The sequence below is a fragment of the Mycobacterium sp. PO1 genome (genome assembly GCF_017312405.1).
Classification (GTDB): Bacteria; Actinomycetota; Actinomycetes; order Mycobacteriales; family Mycobacteriaceae; genus Mycobacterium.
The window spans coordinates 80,824-96,923 of record NZ_BLTG01000046.1 but is presented as its reverse complement, the minus strand read 5'-3'; the positions used below and the strand labels follow the sequence as shown (position 1 = coordinate 96,923).

Here is a 16,100-nt window from a genome sequence, read left to right as displayed (position 1 = left end):
ACCCGACTATACGAGCGCGGTCAGCGTCGCAGGGTCCTAGCGTTTGGCCAGCTTCCAGCAGCCGTCGACCTGGGTGACCAGCCCACGTACGTCCAGCATGGTCAACGGCCCCAGCACATCGGTGACCGGCAGGCCGGCTGTGACAGCGATCTCGTCGACCGTGCGACCACCGCGGCGTGGAAGCGCTTCGTACACCGCGAGCTCGGTGCCGGTGAGGGCGTCGAGCTCGGATACCGGGCGTTCCAGTTCGGGGGCGAACTCCCCCATCCGCCCGATCAGCTCCACGATGTCGGCCGCCCGGGTGATCACCTTGTCGCCTCCGGCGATCAGCGCGTGGCAACCGACTGACGACGCCGAGGTGATCGGCCCGGGCACCGCACCCACTATCCGACCCAACGCATCCGCCCAGGCCGCGGTGTTGGCCGCACCGCTGCGTACCCCGGCCTCGACGACCACCGTGGCCCTGCCCAGCGCGGCGACGAGGCGATTGCGGGACAGGAACTGTCGCCGGGTGGGCCGCATTCCGGGCGGATACTCGCTGACCAGCAGGCCGCTGCGGCTGATGCGGTGGAACAGTGCAGAGTGTCCCGACGGGTACGGGACGTCGACGCCACAGGCCAGTACCGCAACCGTCACGCCGTCGGCGGCGAGTGTGGCCCGATGCGCGGCACCGTCGATGCCGTAGGCACCGCCGGAGACCACCGCGACGTCGCGCTCCACCAGTCCGACTGCCAGGTCCCCGGCCACGTACTCGCCGTAGGCTGACGCCGCCCGCGTGCCGACCAGAGCCGCTGATCGTTCCGCGACGTCGACCATCGACGCCGGACCGACTGTCCACAGCACCAGCGGGGCATGCGCCTGCGCCCGCTTGTCGTCGACCTTGACATGGGGGAATGCGGTGAAGGCGAGTCCGGGGTACTCGTCGTCGTCCACGGTGACCAGTCGTCCCCCCATCCGGTCCAGGATGTCGAGATCGGCCTCGGCGCAGTCGAGTTCGTGCCGCGCGCGGGTGCTGCGCGCCAAATGCTCACCGAGATGTGGGTGGCGGCGACGGATGCGGTCGGCGGCCTCCACCGCGCCGACCGCGGACACCAGCTGCGCCAGAAGAGGGTTGGGCGGTTCGGCGACCCGGGACAGGTAGGCCCACGCCCTGCGGGTGACGGCGTCCATCAGTGTGCTCCTGACTGACGGAAGGACAGGGCGCGCGCGACGTCGTCGACGTTGGGTGCGGTGCGGCCCCCGAGATCGCACAGCGTCCACGCGACGCGCACCGTCCGGTCCATCCCCCGAATGCTCAACGCCCCGCGGTCTACGGCTGTCTGGATGGGTTTCATCGCCTCACCCCCGGGCCGGAACCTGCGTCGCAGCAGAGCGCCGCTCACCTCTGCGTTGGTCGCGAATCCATAAGGACGCCAACGTTCTTCGGCAGCCCGTCGCGCCGCCCAGACCCGTTCTCGGACGGCGGAGGTCGACTCTCCGTCCTCGGTGATGAAGGAGCCCGCCCGTGAAGCGTGCATCTCGACGCGCAGGTCCACCCGGTCGAGCAGCGGACCCGACAGACGGCTGCGGTATCGCCGCCTGTCGGCCGCACCGCACACGCAGTCGCGAGGGTCGGGCGGGGCGCAGGGACACAGGTTGGCTGCCAGCACCAACTGGAACCGGCACGGGTAGCGCGCCACCCCGTCGCGACGAGCCAGGAAGATCTCACCGTCCTCGAGCGGTGTCCGCAGCGCCTCGAGTGCTCCGGAGTTGATCTCGGCGAATTCGTCGAGAAACAACACGCCGCGGTGAGCACGGCTGACCGCACCAGGTCGCGCCATCCCGACGCCGCCACCGACGAGCGCAACCACGCTCGAGGTGTGATGGGGCGCGACGAACGGCGGTCGGGTGATCAGCGGCCGATCACCGGCGAGCAGACCGGCCACCGAGTGGATGGCGGTCACCTCCAGAGACTCCTCTTGAGAGAGATCCGGCAGGAGTCCGGGAAGGCGTTGTGCCAGCATTGTTTTGCCGATTCCCGGCGGCCCGGTCATCATCACGTTGTGCGCGCCCGCGGCAGCCACCTCGATGGCGTAGCGCGCTTGATGCTGACCGACCACATCGGCCAGATCGGCGGCGGGATCGGACGGTGGCGCGGGCGTGTCGATGCGGGGATCGAGTTCACGCTTGCCGGCCAGCCAGCCCCATAACTGACGCAACGTCCGCACGCCGAACACCTCGACTCCCCCGATCAGGCTGGCCTCGGCGAGATTGTCGACGGGCACCACCACCGTGGGCCAGCCCTGCCGTTGGGCAGCCAGTACGGCGGGCAGCACCCCGTTGACCGGCCGTACCCGGCCGTCGAGCGCGAGCTCGCCGAGCAGGACCGTCTTCTCCAGGCGCGGCGGCGATTTCTTCGCATGTGCCGACAACACGACCGTGGCCAGGGCGAGGTCGTACATCGAGCCCGCCTTCGGCAACGTCGCCGGCGACAACGCCAACGTCAGCCGCGACATCGGCCATTCGAACTTGCAGTTGGTGATCGCGGCGCGAACCCGGTCCCGCGACTCGTGCAGGGCCGCGTCGGGAAGGCCGACCATGTGGACACCCGGCAGACCGGACGCGATGTCGGCCTCGATCTCGACGATCTGACCGTCCACCCCGCACACCGCTACCGAGAATGCTCTGCCCAGTGCCATCACGCCACCCCCTGCAGGTGGATCAGTTCGGGGGTGCGCCGCCGCCCGATCCGGACGGTGACGACGTCGATACGCACGGCCGCCCAGCCGGTCCGCTGCTGGGACAACCACAGCCCGGCCAGCCGCCGCAGCCGACGAACCTTGGCCGGGGTCACCGCCTGCTCCACCCCACCGAAACGATCGCTGGTGCGTGTCTTGACTTCGACGAACACCACGGTGGCGGTCGCGTCGTCCGCGGCGATGACATCAAGTTCGCCGTACCGGCACCGCCAATTGCGGGCCACGATCCGCAGCCCGAGCCTCTCCAGATGGTCGGCAGCGAGTTGTTCCCCGAGCGCCCCGATCTCGGCGCGGTCTCCTGTTGTGGTCATGCGCTCACGCTGCATCCAGGTCCCGACAGAAACGATGCGTTCGTCAGCGCTCATCCCAAATCGCGAGTTCATCCCCAGGCGCGAGGGGCTTCACCGCGATTCGGTGCAGCCGAGACCGTCGAGGATGACCTGCAGGCCGAAGTGGTACGCGTGGCGCGCGTCGTGCGCGGCACCGTGAGCCCGGCCGGCGGCCGTGCCGATCCGAGACGCCAGCGGAAATCGGTCGGTCACCCCGAGCCGGCCCAGTTCCGCGCCCTCGCGGTCCCACCAGTCTCCGGGTGTCTCGCCGTCGCGTTCCCGGGCGGCGTGACTCAACGCGCGCGCCGCCGACCGGGTGAAGTCCAGCACCAGAGACAGCGCCGCATCCTTTTCCACATCACCGACGGCCAGCGACTCGACGGCGGTGAGCTCCCGCTCGTACTTGGCGAGTGTCCCCGGCCCCAGAACGGCGCGCTCCGACTCGATGTCGGCCAGCCAGGGATGGTCGGCGAACAGCGCGAGGTTGTCGGCCGCCACCGCGGTGAGCCGGGCGCGCCAATCACCATCGCCATCACCGAGGACATCGCCGGGGACGGCACTAACTGCCATCGTCGCCCGACAGTCGTCGACCATGAGCTCCAGCAGTTGCTCGCGGCCATCCACATACGAATAGAGCGACATCACCGGCACACCAAGGGCTTCCGCCACGTGACGCAGCGTGAACGCGGCGCCGATGCGGTCGGCCACCGCGACGGCGGCGGTGACCACCTGGTCGTGGGTCAGTTTGGGCGGTCGGCCGCGGCGGGGCGCCGACGGCAGTTCGTGGCGCCACAACAGGTCGACGGTGTTCACGGATCACCCCCGGTCATTGCATTTTCGTACAAAGTACGGATACTAGTTTTCGTACGCAATACGGAAAGAGGAGAGTCCATGAAGGTCTCGGCCACAGCCATCTCGCTCAACGTCGCCGACCCGCAGGCATCGGCGGACTTCCTGTGCCGCCACGTCGGTCACACCGTCGCCATGGAGGCCGACGGGTTCGTCTCGCTGACCCACCCGGACGGTGGGCCGAACATCGTCTACCTACGTACCGGCCTCCCCAGCTTCAAGCCCGCGCACCGCGCCGGAGGGGCCGGCGACGGCCTGTTGCTGGCGTTCGTCGTCGATGATGTCGACGCCGCATACCGGGCCCTGCACGCCGCCGGCGCCGAAGTGGTCACCGCACCCGAGACGGAACCGTGGGGCGAGCGCTTCTGTCAGTTCGAGGACCCCAACGGCGTCATCGTCCAGTTCGTGCAGTGGGTGTGACGCACCGGTTTCGGCATCGTCAAAAAGGGGGTACCAGCCACCCATCGCCGACCAGGAGGACGTGATGGGCACCAAGAGCGCACCCCGATCAGCGCACGGCATCGCCGACCGTGCCACCGACAGCAGCGCCTTCGAGAACACGGCTCGGGTGGGGTTCGCCGCCAGCGGCGTGCTGCACCTGCTACTTGCCTACATCGTGTTGCGAATCGCGCTCGGCGGCGGCGGAAACGCCGACCAGTCCGGGGCTCTGGCGACGCTCGCGGGCCAGACCGGCGGCAAGATCATGCTCTGGGTCGTGGCGATCGGGTTGGCCGCGTTGGGACTGTGGCGTGTCGCCGAAGCGGTGATCGGATCACGGCCCGGCGAACAGGGCGGCAGCGGCGACGACAGCGGCTGGTGGAAGCGGGGCAAGGCCGCAGGCCTGGCCATCGTCAGCTTCGCTCTCGCCTTCTCGGCCGCGCGCTTCGCCATGGGTAGCGGGCAATCCGACAGCCGGCAGAACAGCGGGATGTCGGCGCAGCTGATGCAATCCGGTTGGGGCAAGGCGCTGCTCATCGCCGTAGGCATCGGCGTGTTGGCCATCGGCGGATACCACGTCTACAAGGGTGTCTCCCAGAAGTTCCTCGACGAGCTGCGGGTTTCCGGCGGATCGGCGATCGTGGCGACCGGCGTCGCCGGATACACGGCCAAAGGCGTGGTGCTGGGTGGCGCCGGCATCCTCGTCATCGTCGCCACACTGCAGGCCGACCCGTCGAAGGCCAGCGGGATCGATGCGGCCGTCAAGACGCTCGGCCAGGCTCCGTTCGGCAAGTTCCTGCTGATCCTGGCCGCACTCGGGCTGGCCGCGTACGGCGCATACAGCTTCGTGCGCAGCCGCTACAACCGCATGTGATCACCCGGCCGGTTCACGCTCGGCGATCAGGCCCTCCTGCACCAGGGTGGCCACCTGGTCGCCGTCCGCGCCGAGCAGATCCGCGGTGACCACCGCGCGGCCCCGTGCCCCCGCAGGCGAGCGGCATTCCAGCAGGTTCCACCGGTCTGCGCACACGGGGCGGTGGAACCAGATCGACGAATCGGTGGTACCGCTGCGGTGGCTGCGTGAGCGCATCGAGTGACCATGTACCTGCAGAGCCGGGTCGATGAGGTAGATGTCGGTGACGTAGGCCGCCACCAGCAGATGCACCAGCGGATCGGCGGGCACCTCGACGGTGGCCCGCCACCACAGCCGCCTGACGAACCCGTCGTCATCGGCCACGTCGGCGAAGCGGATGTCGAGCTCGTCGAGCGGCAACGACGGGGCCGGTCCCGGCGGTCCGGTCGGCGCCAGCTCGGCCGGGTCACCGGGTAATGCCCGGTGGCCGTGCTCCGGGCCTGGCAGCGCGGCGGCGAACGACACCGATGCCGTGGTGAGCAACCGATCCCCCTGGCGTCCTTCGACCCTGCGCGACGCCGCGGTGCGCCCGTCGAACACGGCCTCGACGCGGTAGTCGACCGGCTCACCGGCATCACCGCCGCGCAGGAACTGCAGATGCACCGATGTCAATGCCTTGACCGGGTCCACCGTTCGACTGGCCGCGGCCAGGCTCTGGGCCATCAGCTGACCGCCGTAGGCGCGCTTGCCGGCCGGGCCGCTGGCCCGTCCCCGCCAGGTGTCGGAACCGGCCTCGGTCACCTCGATCAGGTCGAGCAGTGCACTCACGCCACCACTCCGGCAGCGAAGAGCGCGTCGATCTGACCGCCGTCGAGAGACAGCCACTCGCCCAGCACCGTCGCACTGTCCTCACCCAGCGCCGGAGCGGGCTCCGCGGCGGGATAGGTCCCGTCGATCGACACCGGCAGACCGGCGGCCAGGTACCGGCCCACGCGGGGCTGGTCCAGTTCGGTGAACATCGGGTTCGCGGTCACCTTGGCGTCGGCGGCGGTGTCCGCGAACGTCTGGTAGCGCTCCCACAGCACCGAGGACGCCGACAGCGCCGCGCCGATCTCGGCTCCGGTGTGCGCGCCGAACCATTCGCCGAACAGTCCCGACAACGCCTCGCGGTGGCGGTACCTGTCCCCTTCGTCGGAGAAGTCAGCTCCGAGCGAATCTGCCAGCGCCGCAACCGATTCAGCGGTTCCGGTCAACTCTGTCAGGTCACGGAAGTGCCGGCTGGTCAGCGCGACGACCATGAACGCGACTCCGTCGCGACTGGTGAAGTTCTGGCCGTAGGTGCCGTAGACCGCGTTGCCGATGCGCTGCCGCGAGGTGCCGTTGACCATGGCCTCGGTGAGCAGGCTCAGATTGCCGGCGGTGGCCAGCGCGACGTTCTCCAGCGGGATGGTGATGTGCTGGCCGCGGCCGGTGGCATCACGGTGCCGCAGCGCCGTCACGACCGACAGTGCCGAGTAGACACCGCAGGTGACGTCCCATGCCGGCAGCACGTGGTTCACCGGGTCGGCCAGCTCCGCGGGCCCGGTGACCAGCGGGAAACCGATGGCGGCGTTGACGGTGTAGTCGACGGCCGTGCCGCCGTCAGCGCGGCCGGACACCTCGACCTGAATCAGATCCGGCCGCACCGCCCGTAGCGTCTCGTAGGAATGCCATTGCCGGCCAGCAACGTTCGTGATGAACACTCCGCAGTCACCGATCAGTTGCGCGACGAGTTGGCGCCCCTGTTCGGCGCGCATGTCCACCGCCAGCGACCGCTTGCCCTTGTTCAGCCCGGCCCAGTAGATGCTGTCGCCGGATTCGGTCAGCGGCCACCGGTGATAGTCGGCGGCGCCGCCGATCGGGTCGACCCGCAACACGTCCGCCCCGAGCTGCGCCAGTGTCATACCCGCCAGCGGGACGGCGACGAAGCTGGAGATCTCGACGACGCGCACCCCCGCCAGCGGGCGGGTGGGGTCAGCCTCAGCAGATACTGATTCGGTCACGGGGTCCGAGTCTAGGGAGCGGCGCCGGGGTCCGACCGCAGTACCTCAGGCTTCGGGAATCGACACCCCGAATTTCTCCCGGGTGACGTCCTCGGGCTCGGGGCCGCCGCGGACCCCGGTGTCCAACCCGTCGATCGCGGTGAGCTGATCGGCGGTCAGCGCGAAATCGAAGACGTCGAAGTTCTCGGCGATGCGGGCCGGAGTGACTGACTTGGGGATGACCTGTCGACCCTGCTGCAGGTGCCAGCGCAGCATCACCTGCGCCGGAGTCTTGCCGTGCGCGGCGGCGATGTCGGCGATCACCGGATTGTCCAGCGTCGAGGTGTGCGGGCCGTCGCGATAGAACGTGATGCCGCCGATCGGCGACCAGGCCTGATTGAGAATGCCGTGCGAGTTGTCGAAGACCAGCAACTCGGACTGGCGGAAGTACGGATGCACCTCGATCTGGTTGACCGCGGGAGGGGTGGCGGTTTCGGCCAGCAGCCGGCGCAGATGTGCCGGCATGAAGTTCGACACCCCGATGGCACGCACCTTGCCGTCGGCGTAGAGCTTTTCCAGGGCGTTGTAGGCCGCCACGGTGAGGTGGAACTCCCCCGGCAAGGCCTGGTGCAGGATGAGCAGGTCGATCTGATCGACACCGAGCTTGCCCGCGCTCTTGTCGAAGGCGTGCAGCGCGGCGTCGTAGCCGTAGTCGGTGATCCAGGTCTTCGTCTCGATGAAGACCTCGTCGCGGCTCACACCGGACCGTCGGATGGCCTCGCCGACCTCACGCTCGTTGCCGTAGACCGCGGCGGTGTCGATGTGGCGGTATCCGGTCTGCAGCGCGGTCACCACGGCATCGACCGTCTGCTCGGGCGGGGTCTGATAGACGCCGAACCCGATCGCGGGGATGTGCACGCCGTTGTTCAGGGCCAGGGTGGGGATTGTCGTACTGCTCATCGTCGGGGTGTACCCGCCCTGCTGCGGTGGATACCGGCACAGATCAGATGAGCTCGATCGCCTCGGCGATGGACGGCAGTACCCGGCTGGGCCGGAACGGATAGCGGTCGACGTCCTCGATCGTCGTCGACCCGGTCAGCACCAGGATCGTCTCCAGGCCGGCCTCGATGCCGGCGACCACGTCGGTGTCCATCCGGTCGCCGACCATGACCGTGCTCTCCGAATGCGCCTCGATCCGGTTGAGGGCGCTGCGGAACATCATCGGGTTCGGCTTGCCAACGAAGTACGGGTCGCGTCCGGTGGCCTTGGTGATCATCGCGGCCACCGATCCGGTGGCCGGCAGCGGTCCCTCGGCCGAAGGGCCGCTGACATCGGGGTTGGTGGCGATGAACCGCGCCCCGCCGAGGATGAGGCGCACGGCCTTGGTGATCGCCTCGAACGAGTAGGTACGGGTTTCGCCGAGCACGACGAAGTCGGGTGACGTGTCGGTGAGCGTGTAGCCGGCCTCGTGCAGCGCGGTGGTCAAGCCGGCCTCACCGATCACATACGCCGAACCGGCCGGCTGCTGGTCGGCGAGAAACGTCGCGGTCGCCAGCGCCGAGGTCCAGATCGCCTCTTCAGGCACCGCGAGCCCGGAGCGCAGCAGCCGGGCGGCCAGATCGCGCGGCGTGAAGATCGAGTTGTTGGTTAGGACGAGGAAGGGCCGCTCACGCTCGGTGAGCGTCTGCAGGAACTCCGCCGCTCCGGGCAGCGCGTGTTCCTCGCGGACGAGCACGCCGTCCATGTCGGTCAGCCAGCACTGGGGTGTGGTGCGCACCCGACCAGTGTGTCAGGCGGCTACTCCGGCAACCGCAACTCGGGCTTGTCCACCTCTTCGATGTTGACGTCCTTGAACGTGATCACCCGGACCTGCTTGACGAAACGGGCAGGTCGATACATGTCCCACACCCACGCGTCGCCGAGTCGCAGCTCGAAGTAGACCTCACCGTCGGAGTTGCGCGGCACCATCTCCACACTGTTGGCCAGGTAGAACCGCCGCTCCGTTTCGACGACATAGCTGAACTGCCCGACGATGTCCTTGTACTCGCGGTACAGCGAGAGCTCCATCTCGGTTTCGTACTTTTCGAGATCTTCGGCACTCATCGACTCAGCTGTCCTTCGTGTAGTTCGCCGTCGCGCGGCATGTCCTCAGGCATCCTCTCGCAGTCCAGTTCCACATGCGCCCTGGGTTCCCCGTTTCCGACCAACCGCCGCACATTGATGAACGAATAGCGGTGCTGGCGCGACGGCCCCAGCCTGTTCAGCGCGGCGCTGTGCGCTCGCGTGCTGTATCCCTTGTGCTCGGCGAATCCGTAGCCGGGATGTTCGTCATCCATCGCGACCATCAACCGGTCCCGGCTGACCTTGGCCAGCACGCTGGCCGCGGCGATGCATGCCGCCGCGGCATCGCCACTGATCACGGGGAGCGACGGCACCGGCAGACCCGGTACCCGAAACCCGTCGGACAGGACGTAGCCCGGCCGCACCGACAACCCCGCCACCGCCCGGCGCATTCCCTCGATGTTGGCCACGTGCACCCCGCGACGATCCACTTCCGCCGAGGGGATGAACACCACGTGATACGCCAGCGCGTAGCGCCTGATCACGGGAAACAGCCGCTCCCGCTCGGCCTCGTTGAGCTTCTTGGAATCGTCGAGCGCGGCGAGGCTTTCGAGCCGGTTCGGACCGAGCACGCATGCCGCCACGACGAGCGGCCCCGCGCACGCCCCGCGGCCCACCTCGTCGACCCCGGCCACCGGGCCCAGGCCCGCTCGGTACAGGGCGGACTCCAGAGTGCGCAGGCCCGATGATCTGCGGATCACCATTCTCGGGGGCCACGCCGGCACGTGTCAGGGCCTCCTGTCAGGTCTGCGGGTTCACCGAGTTCACGCCACCCCAGCGACCGGGCGGCCACGCGATGAACTGTGCTTTTCCGATCACATTGTCCACCGGGATGGTCCCGGGCGTGGGGTCGCCGGTGCACATCAGACCGCGTTGGGCGTCGGCGGGCACGTTGGCACAGTGCGTGCGCGAATCCGCCGAGTGGGTGCGATTGTCGCCCATCACCCACAGTCGGTTCTCCGGCACCGTGACCGGTCCGAACTCCGGCCCCAGGCACGGGTACACCGCCGGGTCGGCCATCATCGTGGTCGGGTCCAGGTAGGGCTCGTCGAGTCGTTTACCGTCGACGGTCAGCCCGGTGTCGGCGCGGCACTGCACGGTTTGCCCGCCGACCGCGATGACTCGCTTGACCAGGTCGTTTTCGTCCGGCGGCACGAACCCGACGAACGACAGCGCGTTCTGCAGATACCGGATCGCGGTGTTGTCCGACCGGATCGACTGATAGCCGATGCTCCAGTTCGGCGGGCCCTTGAAGACGACGACGTCGCCCGGTTGCGGGGAGCCGAACCGGTAGCTGAGCTTGTCGACCATGATGCGATCGCCGACGCAGCCGTTACAGCCGTGCAGCGTGGGCTCCATGGATTCCGACGGGATCAGGTAGGGCCGCGCGATGAACGTCAACATCACGTAGTACAGCACCAGCGCGATGCTGACCAGGATCGCGAACTCGCGCAGCGCGCCACGCTTCTTCTTGCCGGATTCCTGCTCGGCCTCAGCGTCCGGGTCCGCCGTATCGGCGGGGTGCTCGGGATCGGGGTTCTCGATCGTGCGCTCGGGCGAGTCGTCGGGTACGGAAGGTCCGGTCACGGAATCAGCGTAGCCAGGGTGCCGAGCATGTCGGCACGCCCGGTCAGAGTCAGCGCTTTTCCTTGATCTTGGCCTTCTTGCCGCGCAGCTCGCGCAGGTAGTAGAGCTTGGCACGCCGGACGTCACCGCGGGTGACGACGTCGATGTGGTCGATGTTGGGCGAGTGCACCGGGAACGTGCGCTCGACGCCGACGCCGTAGCTCTCCTTGCGGACCGTGAACGTCTCACGGATCCCGCCACCCTGGCGCCGGATCACGACACCTTTGAAGACCTGGATGCGCTCCTTGGAGCCCTCGATGACCTTCACGTGGACGTTGACGGTGTCGCCGGGGCCGAACTCCGGGACATCGTCACGCAACGACGTCTGGTCGACGAAATCCAGGGTGTTCATCGGTGGCACTTCCTCGTTGTTTGGCGGCTCGTGGCAGACGCCTCGAGGGGCGCATGCCGAGCCGATGGTGTGTTCGGGCGTCTGGGGCGAGTCCTGCGGCGAAGCGACATCACCGCGTAGATCGCGCTGCGTCGTCTCCGGCCGTGCACAGACAACTGCCCAATTGTGCCAGACGCAGCCCCGATCCCCGAAATCCGGCGTCGCGGTGACCGGGCACCGGGCCATTGCGTGTCCATGACCACAGTCGTCGCCCCAGCGCAAAGTGGGTATCCGGGCGATACCCTGGTGCGCGGGCGCCGGAACGGCGGACGGCAGCGATGTTCTTACGAGCGATGGTACGGACGCCTTTGGAGGATCCAGTGATGCAACGGCCGTGGCGGCTGGCGCGGACGACCGCGGCCCTGGTGGGCGCCGTGATGGTCATGACCGCGTGCGAAGCCGCCGTGCACGGCAGTGCGCCGGCGCCGTCGGGACCACAGATGACGGTGGTGGCGCCGCTGGGCGGCATGGCCCCGCTGCCGGAGGCCCCACCCGACGCCCCGACCTCCGCGTTCACCGGCCTGGCCGAGCGCGAGGAACAGGCCACCGCCGAGGCCGCCGCCGCAGGTGCCGACATCACCGCGGCGGTGCTCGACCGCAACACCGGCCAACTGGTGACCAACGGCAACGGCAGGACCATCGCCGTCGCCTCGGTCGTCAAGTTGTTCATCGCCGATGATCTGCTGCTGCAGGTCGCGCAGGGTTCGACGACGCTGAGCCCCGAGGACTGGCAGTCCCTCGACGTGATGCTGCGGTCGTCCGACGACAGCGCCGCGGAGGTGTTCTGGAATCGCAGCGGCGGGACCGCGATCATCGACCGCGTGGTGTCCCGCTACGGCCTGGCACAGACCCGCGCGCCGAGCAACGGACGCTGGTACAACACCATCAGCACGGTCACCGACCTGGTGCGCTACTACGACATGTTGCTCGCCGGGACCGGCGGACTGCCCGCCGAGCAGGCCGACGTCATCCTGACCAATCTGGCCGCCTCGACGCCGACGGCACCCGACGGCATGGTTCCCGGCGGCGTGTATCCCCAGCGGTTCGGCATTCCCGAGGGTCTGCCCGGCGAGCCGGTCGCGGTCAAGCAGGGCTGGATGTGCTGCATCGGATCCGACTGGCTGCATCTGTCCACCGGGGTGATCGGCCGCGACCGCCGGTTCGTGATGGCGATCGGCTCGATGCAGGCCACCGATGCCGGCACTGCCCGTGAGACCATCACCCAAGCGGTGCGCACGATGTTCCCGCAGGGGCTGGCCTGATTCAGTCGAGCAGGTCCGGACGCCGCTCCCGGGTGCGTTGCAGTCGCTGTTCGCGTCGCCATTCGGCGACGCGGGCGTGGTCGCCGGAGAGCAGGACCGGCGGAACCTCCAGCCCGCGCCAGCTCGCCGGCCTGGTGTAACTGGGGCCCTCCAGCAGGCCGCCGACCAACGCGGAGTGCGAATCGTCCTGATGCGAAACCGGATTGCCGAGCACATCGGGAAGCAGGCGCACCACCGCCTCGATCATGACCAGTGCCGCCGACTCGCCGCCGGGCAGGACGTAGTCCCCCAGCGACACCTCGGCGACGCGCATCCGGCGCGCGGCGTCGTCCACGACCCGCTGGTCGATGCCCTCGTAGCGGCCGCAGGCGAACACCAGATGGGCTTCCCCGGCCCACTGGTGGGCCATGGACTGGGTGAACAGCCGGCCTGCGGGCGTGGGAACGACGAGAAGCGTTTCGGGTGAACAGACCTCGTCGAGCGCCTCACCCCACACCGGAGCCCGCATCACCATCCCGGGCCCGCCGCCGTACGGCGAGTCGTCCACCGAGCGGTGCACGTCATGGGTCCAGGTGCGCAGATCGTGCACGCCCAACTCGACGATGCCCGCCTCGATCGCCTTGCCCGGCAACGACTGCCGCAACGGCTCGAGGTACTCGGGAAAGATCGTCACCACGTCGATGCGCACCGCAGCGACTCCCTAGAGATCCAGCAGACCGTCGGGCGGGTCGATCTCGATCGCGTTGTCCGCCAGCGACACCGACACCACGATGGCCGAGACGAAGGGCACCAGCACCTCGGCTCCGTCACCCGCGCGAACGGCCAGCAACTCCCCCGCCCCGGTGTGCAGGACCTCGGTGACGGTTCCGACGACACGTCCCCCGGAGGTCGACACCGTCATGCCCTCGAGCTGGTGGTCGTAGAACTCGTCGGGTTCCTCGATGGGAGGCAGGTCCGCCGAATCGACCAGGAACACCGTGCCGCGCAACCGGTCAGCGCTGTCACGGTCGCCGACACCGTCCAGCCGCACCAGCAGGCGGCCGCCGTGCTCACGGACGGACGCGACCACGTACTCGGTCTCGGCTCCCCCGCGGGGGGCGCGGCCGCGCAGCGTGACCCCCGGGGCGAACCGGCCGTCCGGATCATCGGTGCGGATCTCGACAGCGAGTTCGCCGGTGACGCCATGCGCCTTGACGACCCGCCCGACCACGAGGTCCATGTGCGGCTACTGGTCGGTGTCCACCACGTCGACGCGGATACCGCGCCCGCCGATACCGGCGACCAGCGTGCGCAGTGCGGTCGCGGTGCGTCCACCGCGCCCGATGACCTTACCCAGGTCATCGGGGTGCACGTGGACCTCGACCGTGCGGCCGCGGCGGCTGGTCACCATGTCGACGCGGACATCGTCGGGATTGTCGACGATCCCGCGGACCAGGTGTTCGACAGCGTCGACGACAACAGAGCTCATCGGGGGCTCAGTTTTCGGCGGTGGCGGAGTCGGCCTGCTCGGTGGCCTCGGCCGGCTCAGCAGCGGCGGGCTCGGCGGCTGCGGACTCGGCGGCTGCCTCTGCGCCCTTGGCCGGCGCCTTCTTCTTCTTCGGCGTCGTGGCCTCGGTCGTCGCACCACTCTCGGCCTCGGCCAGCGCAGCGTTGAACAGATCCAGCTTGCTGGTCTTGGGCTCCTTGACCTTCAGCGTGCCCTCGGCGCCGGGCAGGCCCTTGAACTTCTGCCAGTCACCGGTGATCTTGAGCAGCTGCAGAACCGGCTCGGTGGGCTGGGCACCGACGCCGAGCCAGTACTGGGCACGCTCGGAGTCGATCTCGATCAGGCTCGGATCTTCCTTGGGGTGGTAACGGCCGATGACCTCGATGGCGCGTCCCTCACGACGGGTGCGCGCGTCGGCGACGGCGATGCGGTACTGGGGGTTGCGGATCTTCCCGAGACGGGTGAGCTTGATCTTGACAGCCATGTCGAACTACTTCTCCTGTGGTTGCCACGCTGCAATTCAGCGATCGCCGGCGGGATGCCGGGACCCGGTTTTGCTTGACGTGTGTGACCAGAGCACGGCACGTCCACGAAGGACACCGCGCCCGGACAGCCGCCCATTGTGCCAGACCACGGCGCTCGGCAGAAAATCGCGACGGTCAGATCCCGAGAACCGCCTTGGCGATGAAGAAGTAGACCAGCAGACCGCTGGCGTCGACGAACGTCGAGATGAACGGGTTGGCGAACACCGCCGGATCGGCGCGGATCGCCCGGGCGATCAACGGCATCACCCCGCCCACCGTGGCTGCCATCGTGCACAACGCCAGGAAGGTCAGCCCGATCACGGTCCCGATGTCGACGCCGTAGATCAGCGAGACGATCGTGAACGCCAGCCCCCCGAGCACCACACCCAGTGACAGGCCCACCCGGAACTCGCGGAACAGCACCTTGCCCAGGTCCTGCGGTCTGACGTCGCCGAGTGCCAGCGCCCTGGTCACGGTCGTGGCCGCCTGGTTTCCCGTGTTGCCACCGGTGCCGATCAGCAGCGGGATGAACAACGCCAACGTCACGACCTCGGCGAGCGTCTCCTCGAACACCTCGAGGACCTGGACGGTCAGCGTCGCGCCGACCGCCAGCACCAACAGCCAGACCACCCGCGATCGCATCAGCCCCAGCACCGGGGCCGTCAGGTAAGGGCGGCGCAGCGGCTCGACGCCGCTGATGCGGGCCTGGTCCTCGGAGTCGGCGTCCTCCAGGATCGACAGGGCGTCGTCGACGGTCAGGATTCCGACGATCCGCGTCTCGTGGTCGACGATCGGCAGCGCCAGCATCTTCAGGTCGGCGCAGCGCCGGGCGGCGGTCTCGGCGTCGTCGGTCGCGTGAACCCACTGGGCGGGTTGCATCACCTGCCCCACCGTCGTCCCCGGAGCCGCTTTGAGCAGTTCGCGCAGGCTGACGACCCCGATCAGGGTCCGATCGTCGGCGGTCACCGGCAGCGTGTAGACCGTCTCGGCGTCGTCGAGGTGGTCGCTGAGCTTGGTCAACGCGGTGGCGGTGGTCCACTCGGGGCGCACCCGCACGAACTCCGGGCTCATCCGCCGCCCGATCGAACCCTGCGGGTAGCCGAGGATCTCGGCGGTCATGTCCCGCTCGTCGGCCGGCAGGCCCTGAAGCAGTCGGCGGGCCAGGTTCGCCGGCAGTTCGTCGAGCAGCTCGACCCGGTCGTCAGGATCCAGATCGGCGAACAGCTCGGCGGTCTGCTCGTCCTGCAGGGCGAGGACCAGGTCGCTTTGCAGGCTGGGGTCGAGAACCTCGAACACCTCCAGCGCGCGTCCCTTGGGCAGCATCCGGTAGGCGACCGCGCGCTCGTTGCTGTCGAGTCGCTCCAGGATGGCCACGATCTGGCCGGTGGGTAACGGGCTGATGAACGCGGTGAGTTCCGCGAAAGCGCTTCGCGCTATTGCCTGTTCGATGTTCCTGACGGTG

20 protein-coding genes are annotated in these 16,100 nt (G+C 68.6%); 3 read left to right on the top strand and 17 right to left on the bottom strand.

Going from position 1 to position 16,100, the window contains the following annotated elements; translation table 11 throughout:
• Positions 1-36: 36 nt before the first annotated feature.
• The 4 genes from dprA to J3476_RS16640 all read right to left on the bottom strand — a co-directional run bounded on the left by dprA (position 37) and on the right by J3476_RS16640 (position 3,880).
• Complete coding sequence (gene dprA, locus J3476_RS16655) at positions 37-1,170, bottom strand: DNA-processing protein DprA (protein WP_207067509.1); 1,134 nt, start codon at positions 1,168-1,170, stop codon at positions 37-39.
• Positions 1,170-2,678, bottom strand: a complete 1,509-nt coding sequence (locus tag J3476_RS16650; RefSeq protein WP_207067508.1) for a YifB family Mg chelatase-like AAA ATPase — start codon at positions 2,676-2,678, stop codon at positions 1,170-1,172. Before J3476_RS16650 ends, dprA begins: the two co-directional genes overlap by 1 nt.
• Complete coding sequence (locus J3476_RS16645) at positions 2,678-3,049, bottom strand: YraN family protein (RefSeq protein ID WP_207067507.1); 372 nt, start codon at positions 3,047-3,049, stop codon at positions 2,678-2,680. The genes J3476_RS16650 and J3476_RS16645 overlap by 1 nt, the downstream gene beginning before the upstream one ends.
• Positions 3,050-3,139: 90 nt before the next feature.
• Entirely contained in the window at positions 3,140-3,880 is a 741-nt protein-coding gene (locus J3476_RS16640) for a TetR/AcrR family transcriptional regulator C-terminal domain-containing protein (protein WP_207067506.1), read from the bottom strand.
• A 78-nt stretch (positions 3,881-3,958) separates the two neighbouring features.
• Between J3476_RS16640 and J3476_RS16635 the strand changes: the two genes are divergently transcribed.
• Positions 3,959-4,336: a VOC family protein gene (locus J3476_RS16635; RefSeq protein WP_207067505.1), complete on the top strand. Its 378-nt coding sequence runs from the start codon at positions 3,959-3,961 to the stop codon at positions 4,334-4,336.
• Between the two features lie 64 nt (positions 4,337-4,400).
• On the top strand, positions 4,401-5,228 hold the full coding sequence (locus tag J3476_RS16630) for a DUF1206 domain-containing protein (protein ID WP_207067504.1): 828 nt from the start codon (positions 4,401-4,403) through the stop codon (positions 5,226-5,228).
• On the opposite strand, the gene J3476_RS16625 is transcribed toward J3476_RS16630, so the two are convergent.
• The 8 genes from J3476_RS16625 to rplS all read right to left on the bottom strand — a co-directional run bounded on the left by J3476_RS16625 (position 5,229) and on the right by rplS (position 11,327).
• A complete protein-coding gene (locus tag J3476_RS16625; RefSeq protein WP_207067503.1) occupies positions 5,229-6,035 on the bottom strand; it encodes an acyl-CoA thioesterase II in 807 nt (268 codons plus the stop codon). It abuts the gene before it with no gap.
• Positions 6,032-7,249 carry a CoA transferase gene (locus tag J3476_RS16620; RefSeq protein WP_207067502.1) on the bottom strand — a complete coding sequence of 406 codons (1,218 nt, stop codon included), beginning with the start codon at positions 7,247-7,249 and terminating at the stop codon, positions 6,032-6,034. The genes J3476_RS16625 and J3476_RS16620 overlap by 4 nt, the downstream gene beginning before the upstream one ends.
• A gap of 45 nt (positions 7,250-7,294) precedes the next feature.
• The gene (locus J3476_RS16615) at positions 7,295-8,188 is read right to left on the bottom strand and encodes an aldo/keto reductase (RefSeq protein WP_207067501.1); all 894 of its coding nucleotides are present in this window, start codon (positions 8,186-8,188) and stop codon (positions 7,295-7,297) included.
• A gap of 43 nt (positions 8,189-8,231) precedes the next feature.
• On the bottom strand, positions 8,232-9,005 hold the full coding sequence (locus J3476_RS16610; protein ID WP_207067500.1) for an HAD-IIA family hydrolase: 774 nt from the start codon (positions 9,003-9,005) through the stop codon (positions 8,232-8,234).
• Between the two features lie 20 nt (positions 9,006-9,025).
• Complete coding sequence (locus J3476_RS16605) at positions 9,026-9,331, bottom strand: DUF2469 domain-containing protein (protein ID WP_152516630.1); 306 nt, start codon at positions 9,329-9,331, stop codon at positions 9,026-9,028.
• A complete protein-coding gene (locus J3476_RS16600) occupies positions 9,328-10,053 on the bottom strand; it encodes a ribonuclease HII (protein WP_373889084.1) in 726 nt (241 codons plus the stop codon). Before J3476_RS16600 ends, J3476_RS16605 begins: the two co-directional genes overlap by 4 nt.
• A gap of 37 nt (positions 10,054-10,090) precedes the next feature.
• Positions 10,091-10,894: a signal peptidase I gene (lepB, locus tag J3476_RS16595; protein ID WP_373889083.1), complete on the bottom strand. Its 804-nt coding sequence runs from the start codon at positions 10,892-10,894 to the stop codon at positions 10,091-10,093.
• Positions 10,895-10,985: 91 nt separating this feature from the next.
• Positions 10,986-11,327, bottom strand: coding sequence for a 50S ribosomal protein L19 (rplS, locus tag J3476_RS16590; protein WP_043407602.1), 342 nt, complete (start codon positions 11,325-11,327; stop codon positions 10,986-10,988).
• 362 nt (positions 11,328-11,689) lie between these two features.
• On the opposite strand from rplS, the gene J3476_RS16585 reads away from it, so the two are divergent.
• A complete protein-coding gene (locus tag J3476_RS16585) occupies positions 11,690-12,628 on the top strand; it encodes a hypothetical protein (protein ID WP_207067497.1) in 939 nt (312 codons plus the stop codon).
• A gap of 1 nt (position 12,629) precedes the next feature.
• On the opposite strand, the gene trmD is transcribed toward J3476_RS16585, so the two are convergent.
• The 5 genes from trmD to mgtE all read right to left on the bottom strand — a co-directional run bounded on the left by trmD (position 12,630) and on the right by mgtE (position 16,087).
• Positions 12,630-13,316: a tRNA (guanosine(37)-N1)-methyltransferase TrmD gene (gene trmD, locus J3476_RS16580; protein ID WP_207067496.1), complete on the bottom strand. Its 687-nt coding sequence runs from the start codon at positions 13,314-13,316 to the stop codon at positions 12,630-12,632.
• A gap of 12 nt (positions 13,317-13,328) precedes the next feature.
• Entirely contained in the window at positions 13,329-13,847 is a 519-nt protein-coding gene (gene rimM / locus J3476_RS16575; RefSeq protein ID WP_207067495.1) for a ribosome maturation factor RimM, read from the bottom strand.
• A gap of 6 nt (positions 13,848-13,853) precedes the next feature.
• The gene (locus tag J3476_RS16570; RefSeq protein WP_003881089.1) at positions 13,854-14,096 is read right to left on the bottom strand and encodes an RNA-binding protein; all 243 of its coding nucleotides are present in this window, start codon (positions 14,094-14,096) and stop codon (positions 13,854-13,856) included.
• Positions 14,097-14,103: 7 nt separating this feature from the next.
• Positions 14,104-14,598 carry a 30S ribosomal protein S16 gene (gene rpsP / locus J3476_RS16565; RefSeq protein ID WP_207067494.1) on the bottom strand — a complete coding sequence of 165 codons (495 nt, stop codon included), beginning with the start codon at positions 14,596-14,598 and terminating at the stop codon, positions 14,104-14,106.
• A gap of 175 nt (positions 14,599-14,773) precedes the next feature.
• Positions 14,774-16,087, bottom strand: a complete 1,314-nt coding sequence (gene mgtE, locus J3476_RS16560; protein ID WP_283633569.1) for a magnesium transporter — start codon at positions 16,085-16,087, stop codon at positions 14,774-14,776.
• Positions 16,088-16,100: the final 13 nt, after the last annotated feature.

What these genes read in the sequence shown, in the direction of transcription:
- dprA (WP_207067509.1), bottom strand. Translation starts at nt 1,170, where the DNA reads ATGGACGCCGTCACCCGCAGGGCGTGGGCCTACCTGTCCCGGGTCGCC.
- J3476_RS16650 (WP_207067508.1), bottom strand. Translation starts at nt 2,678, where the DNA reads ATGGCACTGGGCAGAGCATTCTCGGTAGCGGTGTGCGGGGTGGACGGT.
- J3476_RS16645 (WP_207067507.1), bottom strand. Translation starts at nt 3,049, where the DNA reads ATGACCACAACAGGAGACCGCGCCGAGATCGGGGCGCTCGGGGAACAA.
- J3476_RS16635 (WP_207067505.1), top strand. Translation starts at nt 3,959, where the DNA reads ATGAAGGTCTCGGCCACAGCCATCTCGCTCAACGTCGCCGACCCGCAG.
- J3476_RS16630 (WP_207067504.1), top strand. Translation starts at nt 4,401, where the DNA reads ATGGGCACCAAGAGCGCACCCCGATCAGCGCACGGCATCGCCGACCGT.
- J3476_RS16615 (WP_207067501.1), bottom strand. Translation starts at nt 8,188, where the DNA reads ATGAGCAGTACGACAATCCCCACCCTGGCCCTGAACAACGGCGTGCAC.
- J3476_RS16605 (WP_152516630.1), bottom strand. Translation starts at nt 9,331, where the DNA reads ATGAGTGCCGAAGATCTCGAAAAGTACGAAACCGAGATGGAGCTCTCG.
- J3476_RS16600 (WP_373889084.1), bottom strand. Translation starts at nt 10,053, where the DNA reads ATGGTGATCCGCAGATCATCGGGCCTGCGCACTCTGGAGTCCGCCCTG.
- rplS (WP_043407602.1), bottom strand. Translation starts at nt 11,327, where the DNA reads ATGAACACCCTGGATTTCGTCGACCAGACGTCGTTGCGTGACGATGTC.
- J3476_RS16585 (WP_207067497.1), top strand. Translation starts at nt 11,690, where the DNA reads ATGCAACGGCCGTGGCGGCTGGCGCGGACGACCGCGGCCCTGGTGGGC.
- rimM (WP_207067495.1), bottom strand. Translation starts at nt 13,847, where the DNA reads ATGGACCTCGTGGTCGGGCGGGTCGTCAAGGCGCATGGCGTCACCGGC.
- J3476_RS16570 (WP_003881089.1), bottom strand. Translation starts at nt 14,096, where the DNA reads ATGAGCTCTGTTGTCGTCGACGCTGTCGAACACCTGGTCCGCGGGATC.
- rpsP (WP_207067494.1), bottom strand. Translation starts at nt 14,598, where the DNA reads ATGGCTGTCAAGATCAAGCTCACCCGTCTCGGGAAGATCCGCAACCCC.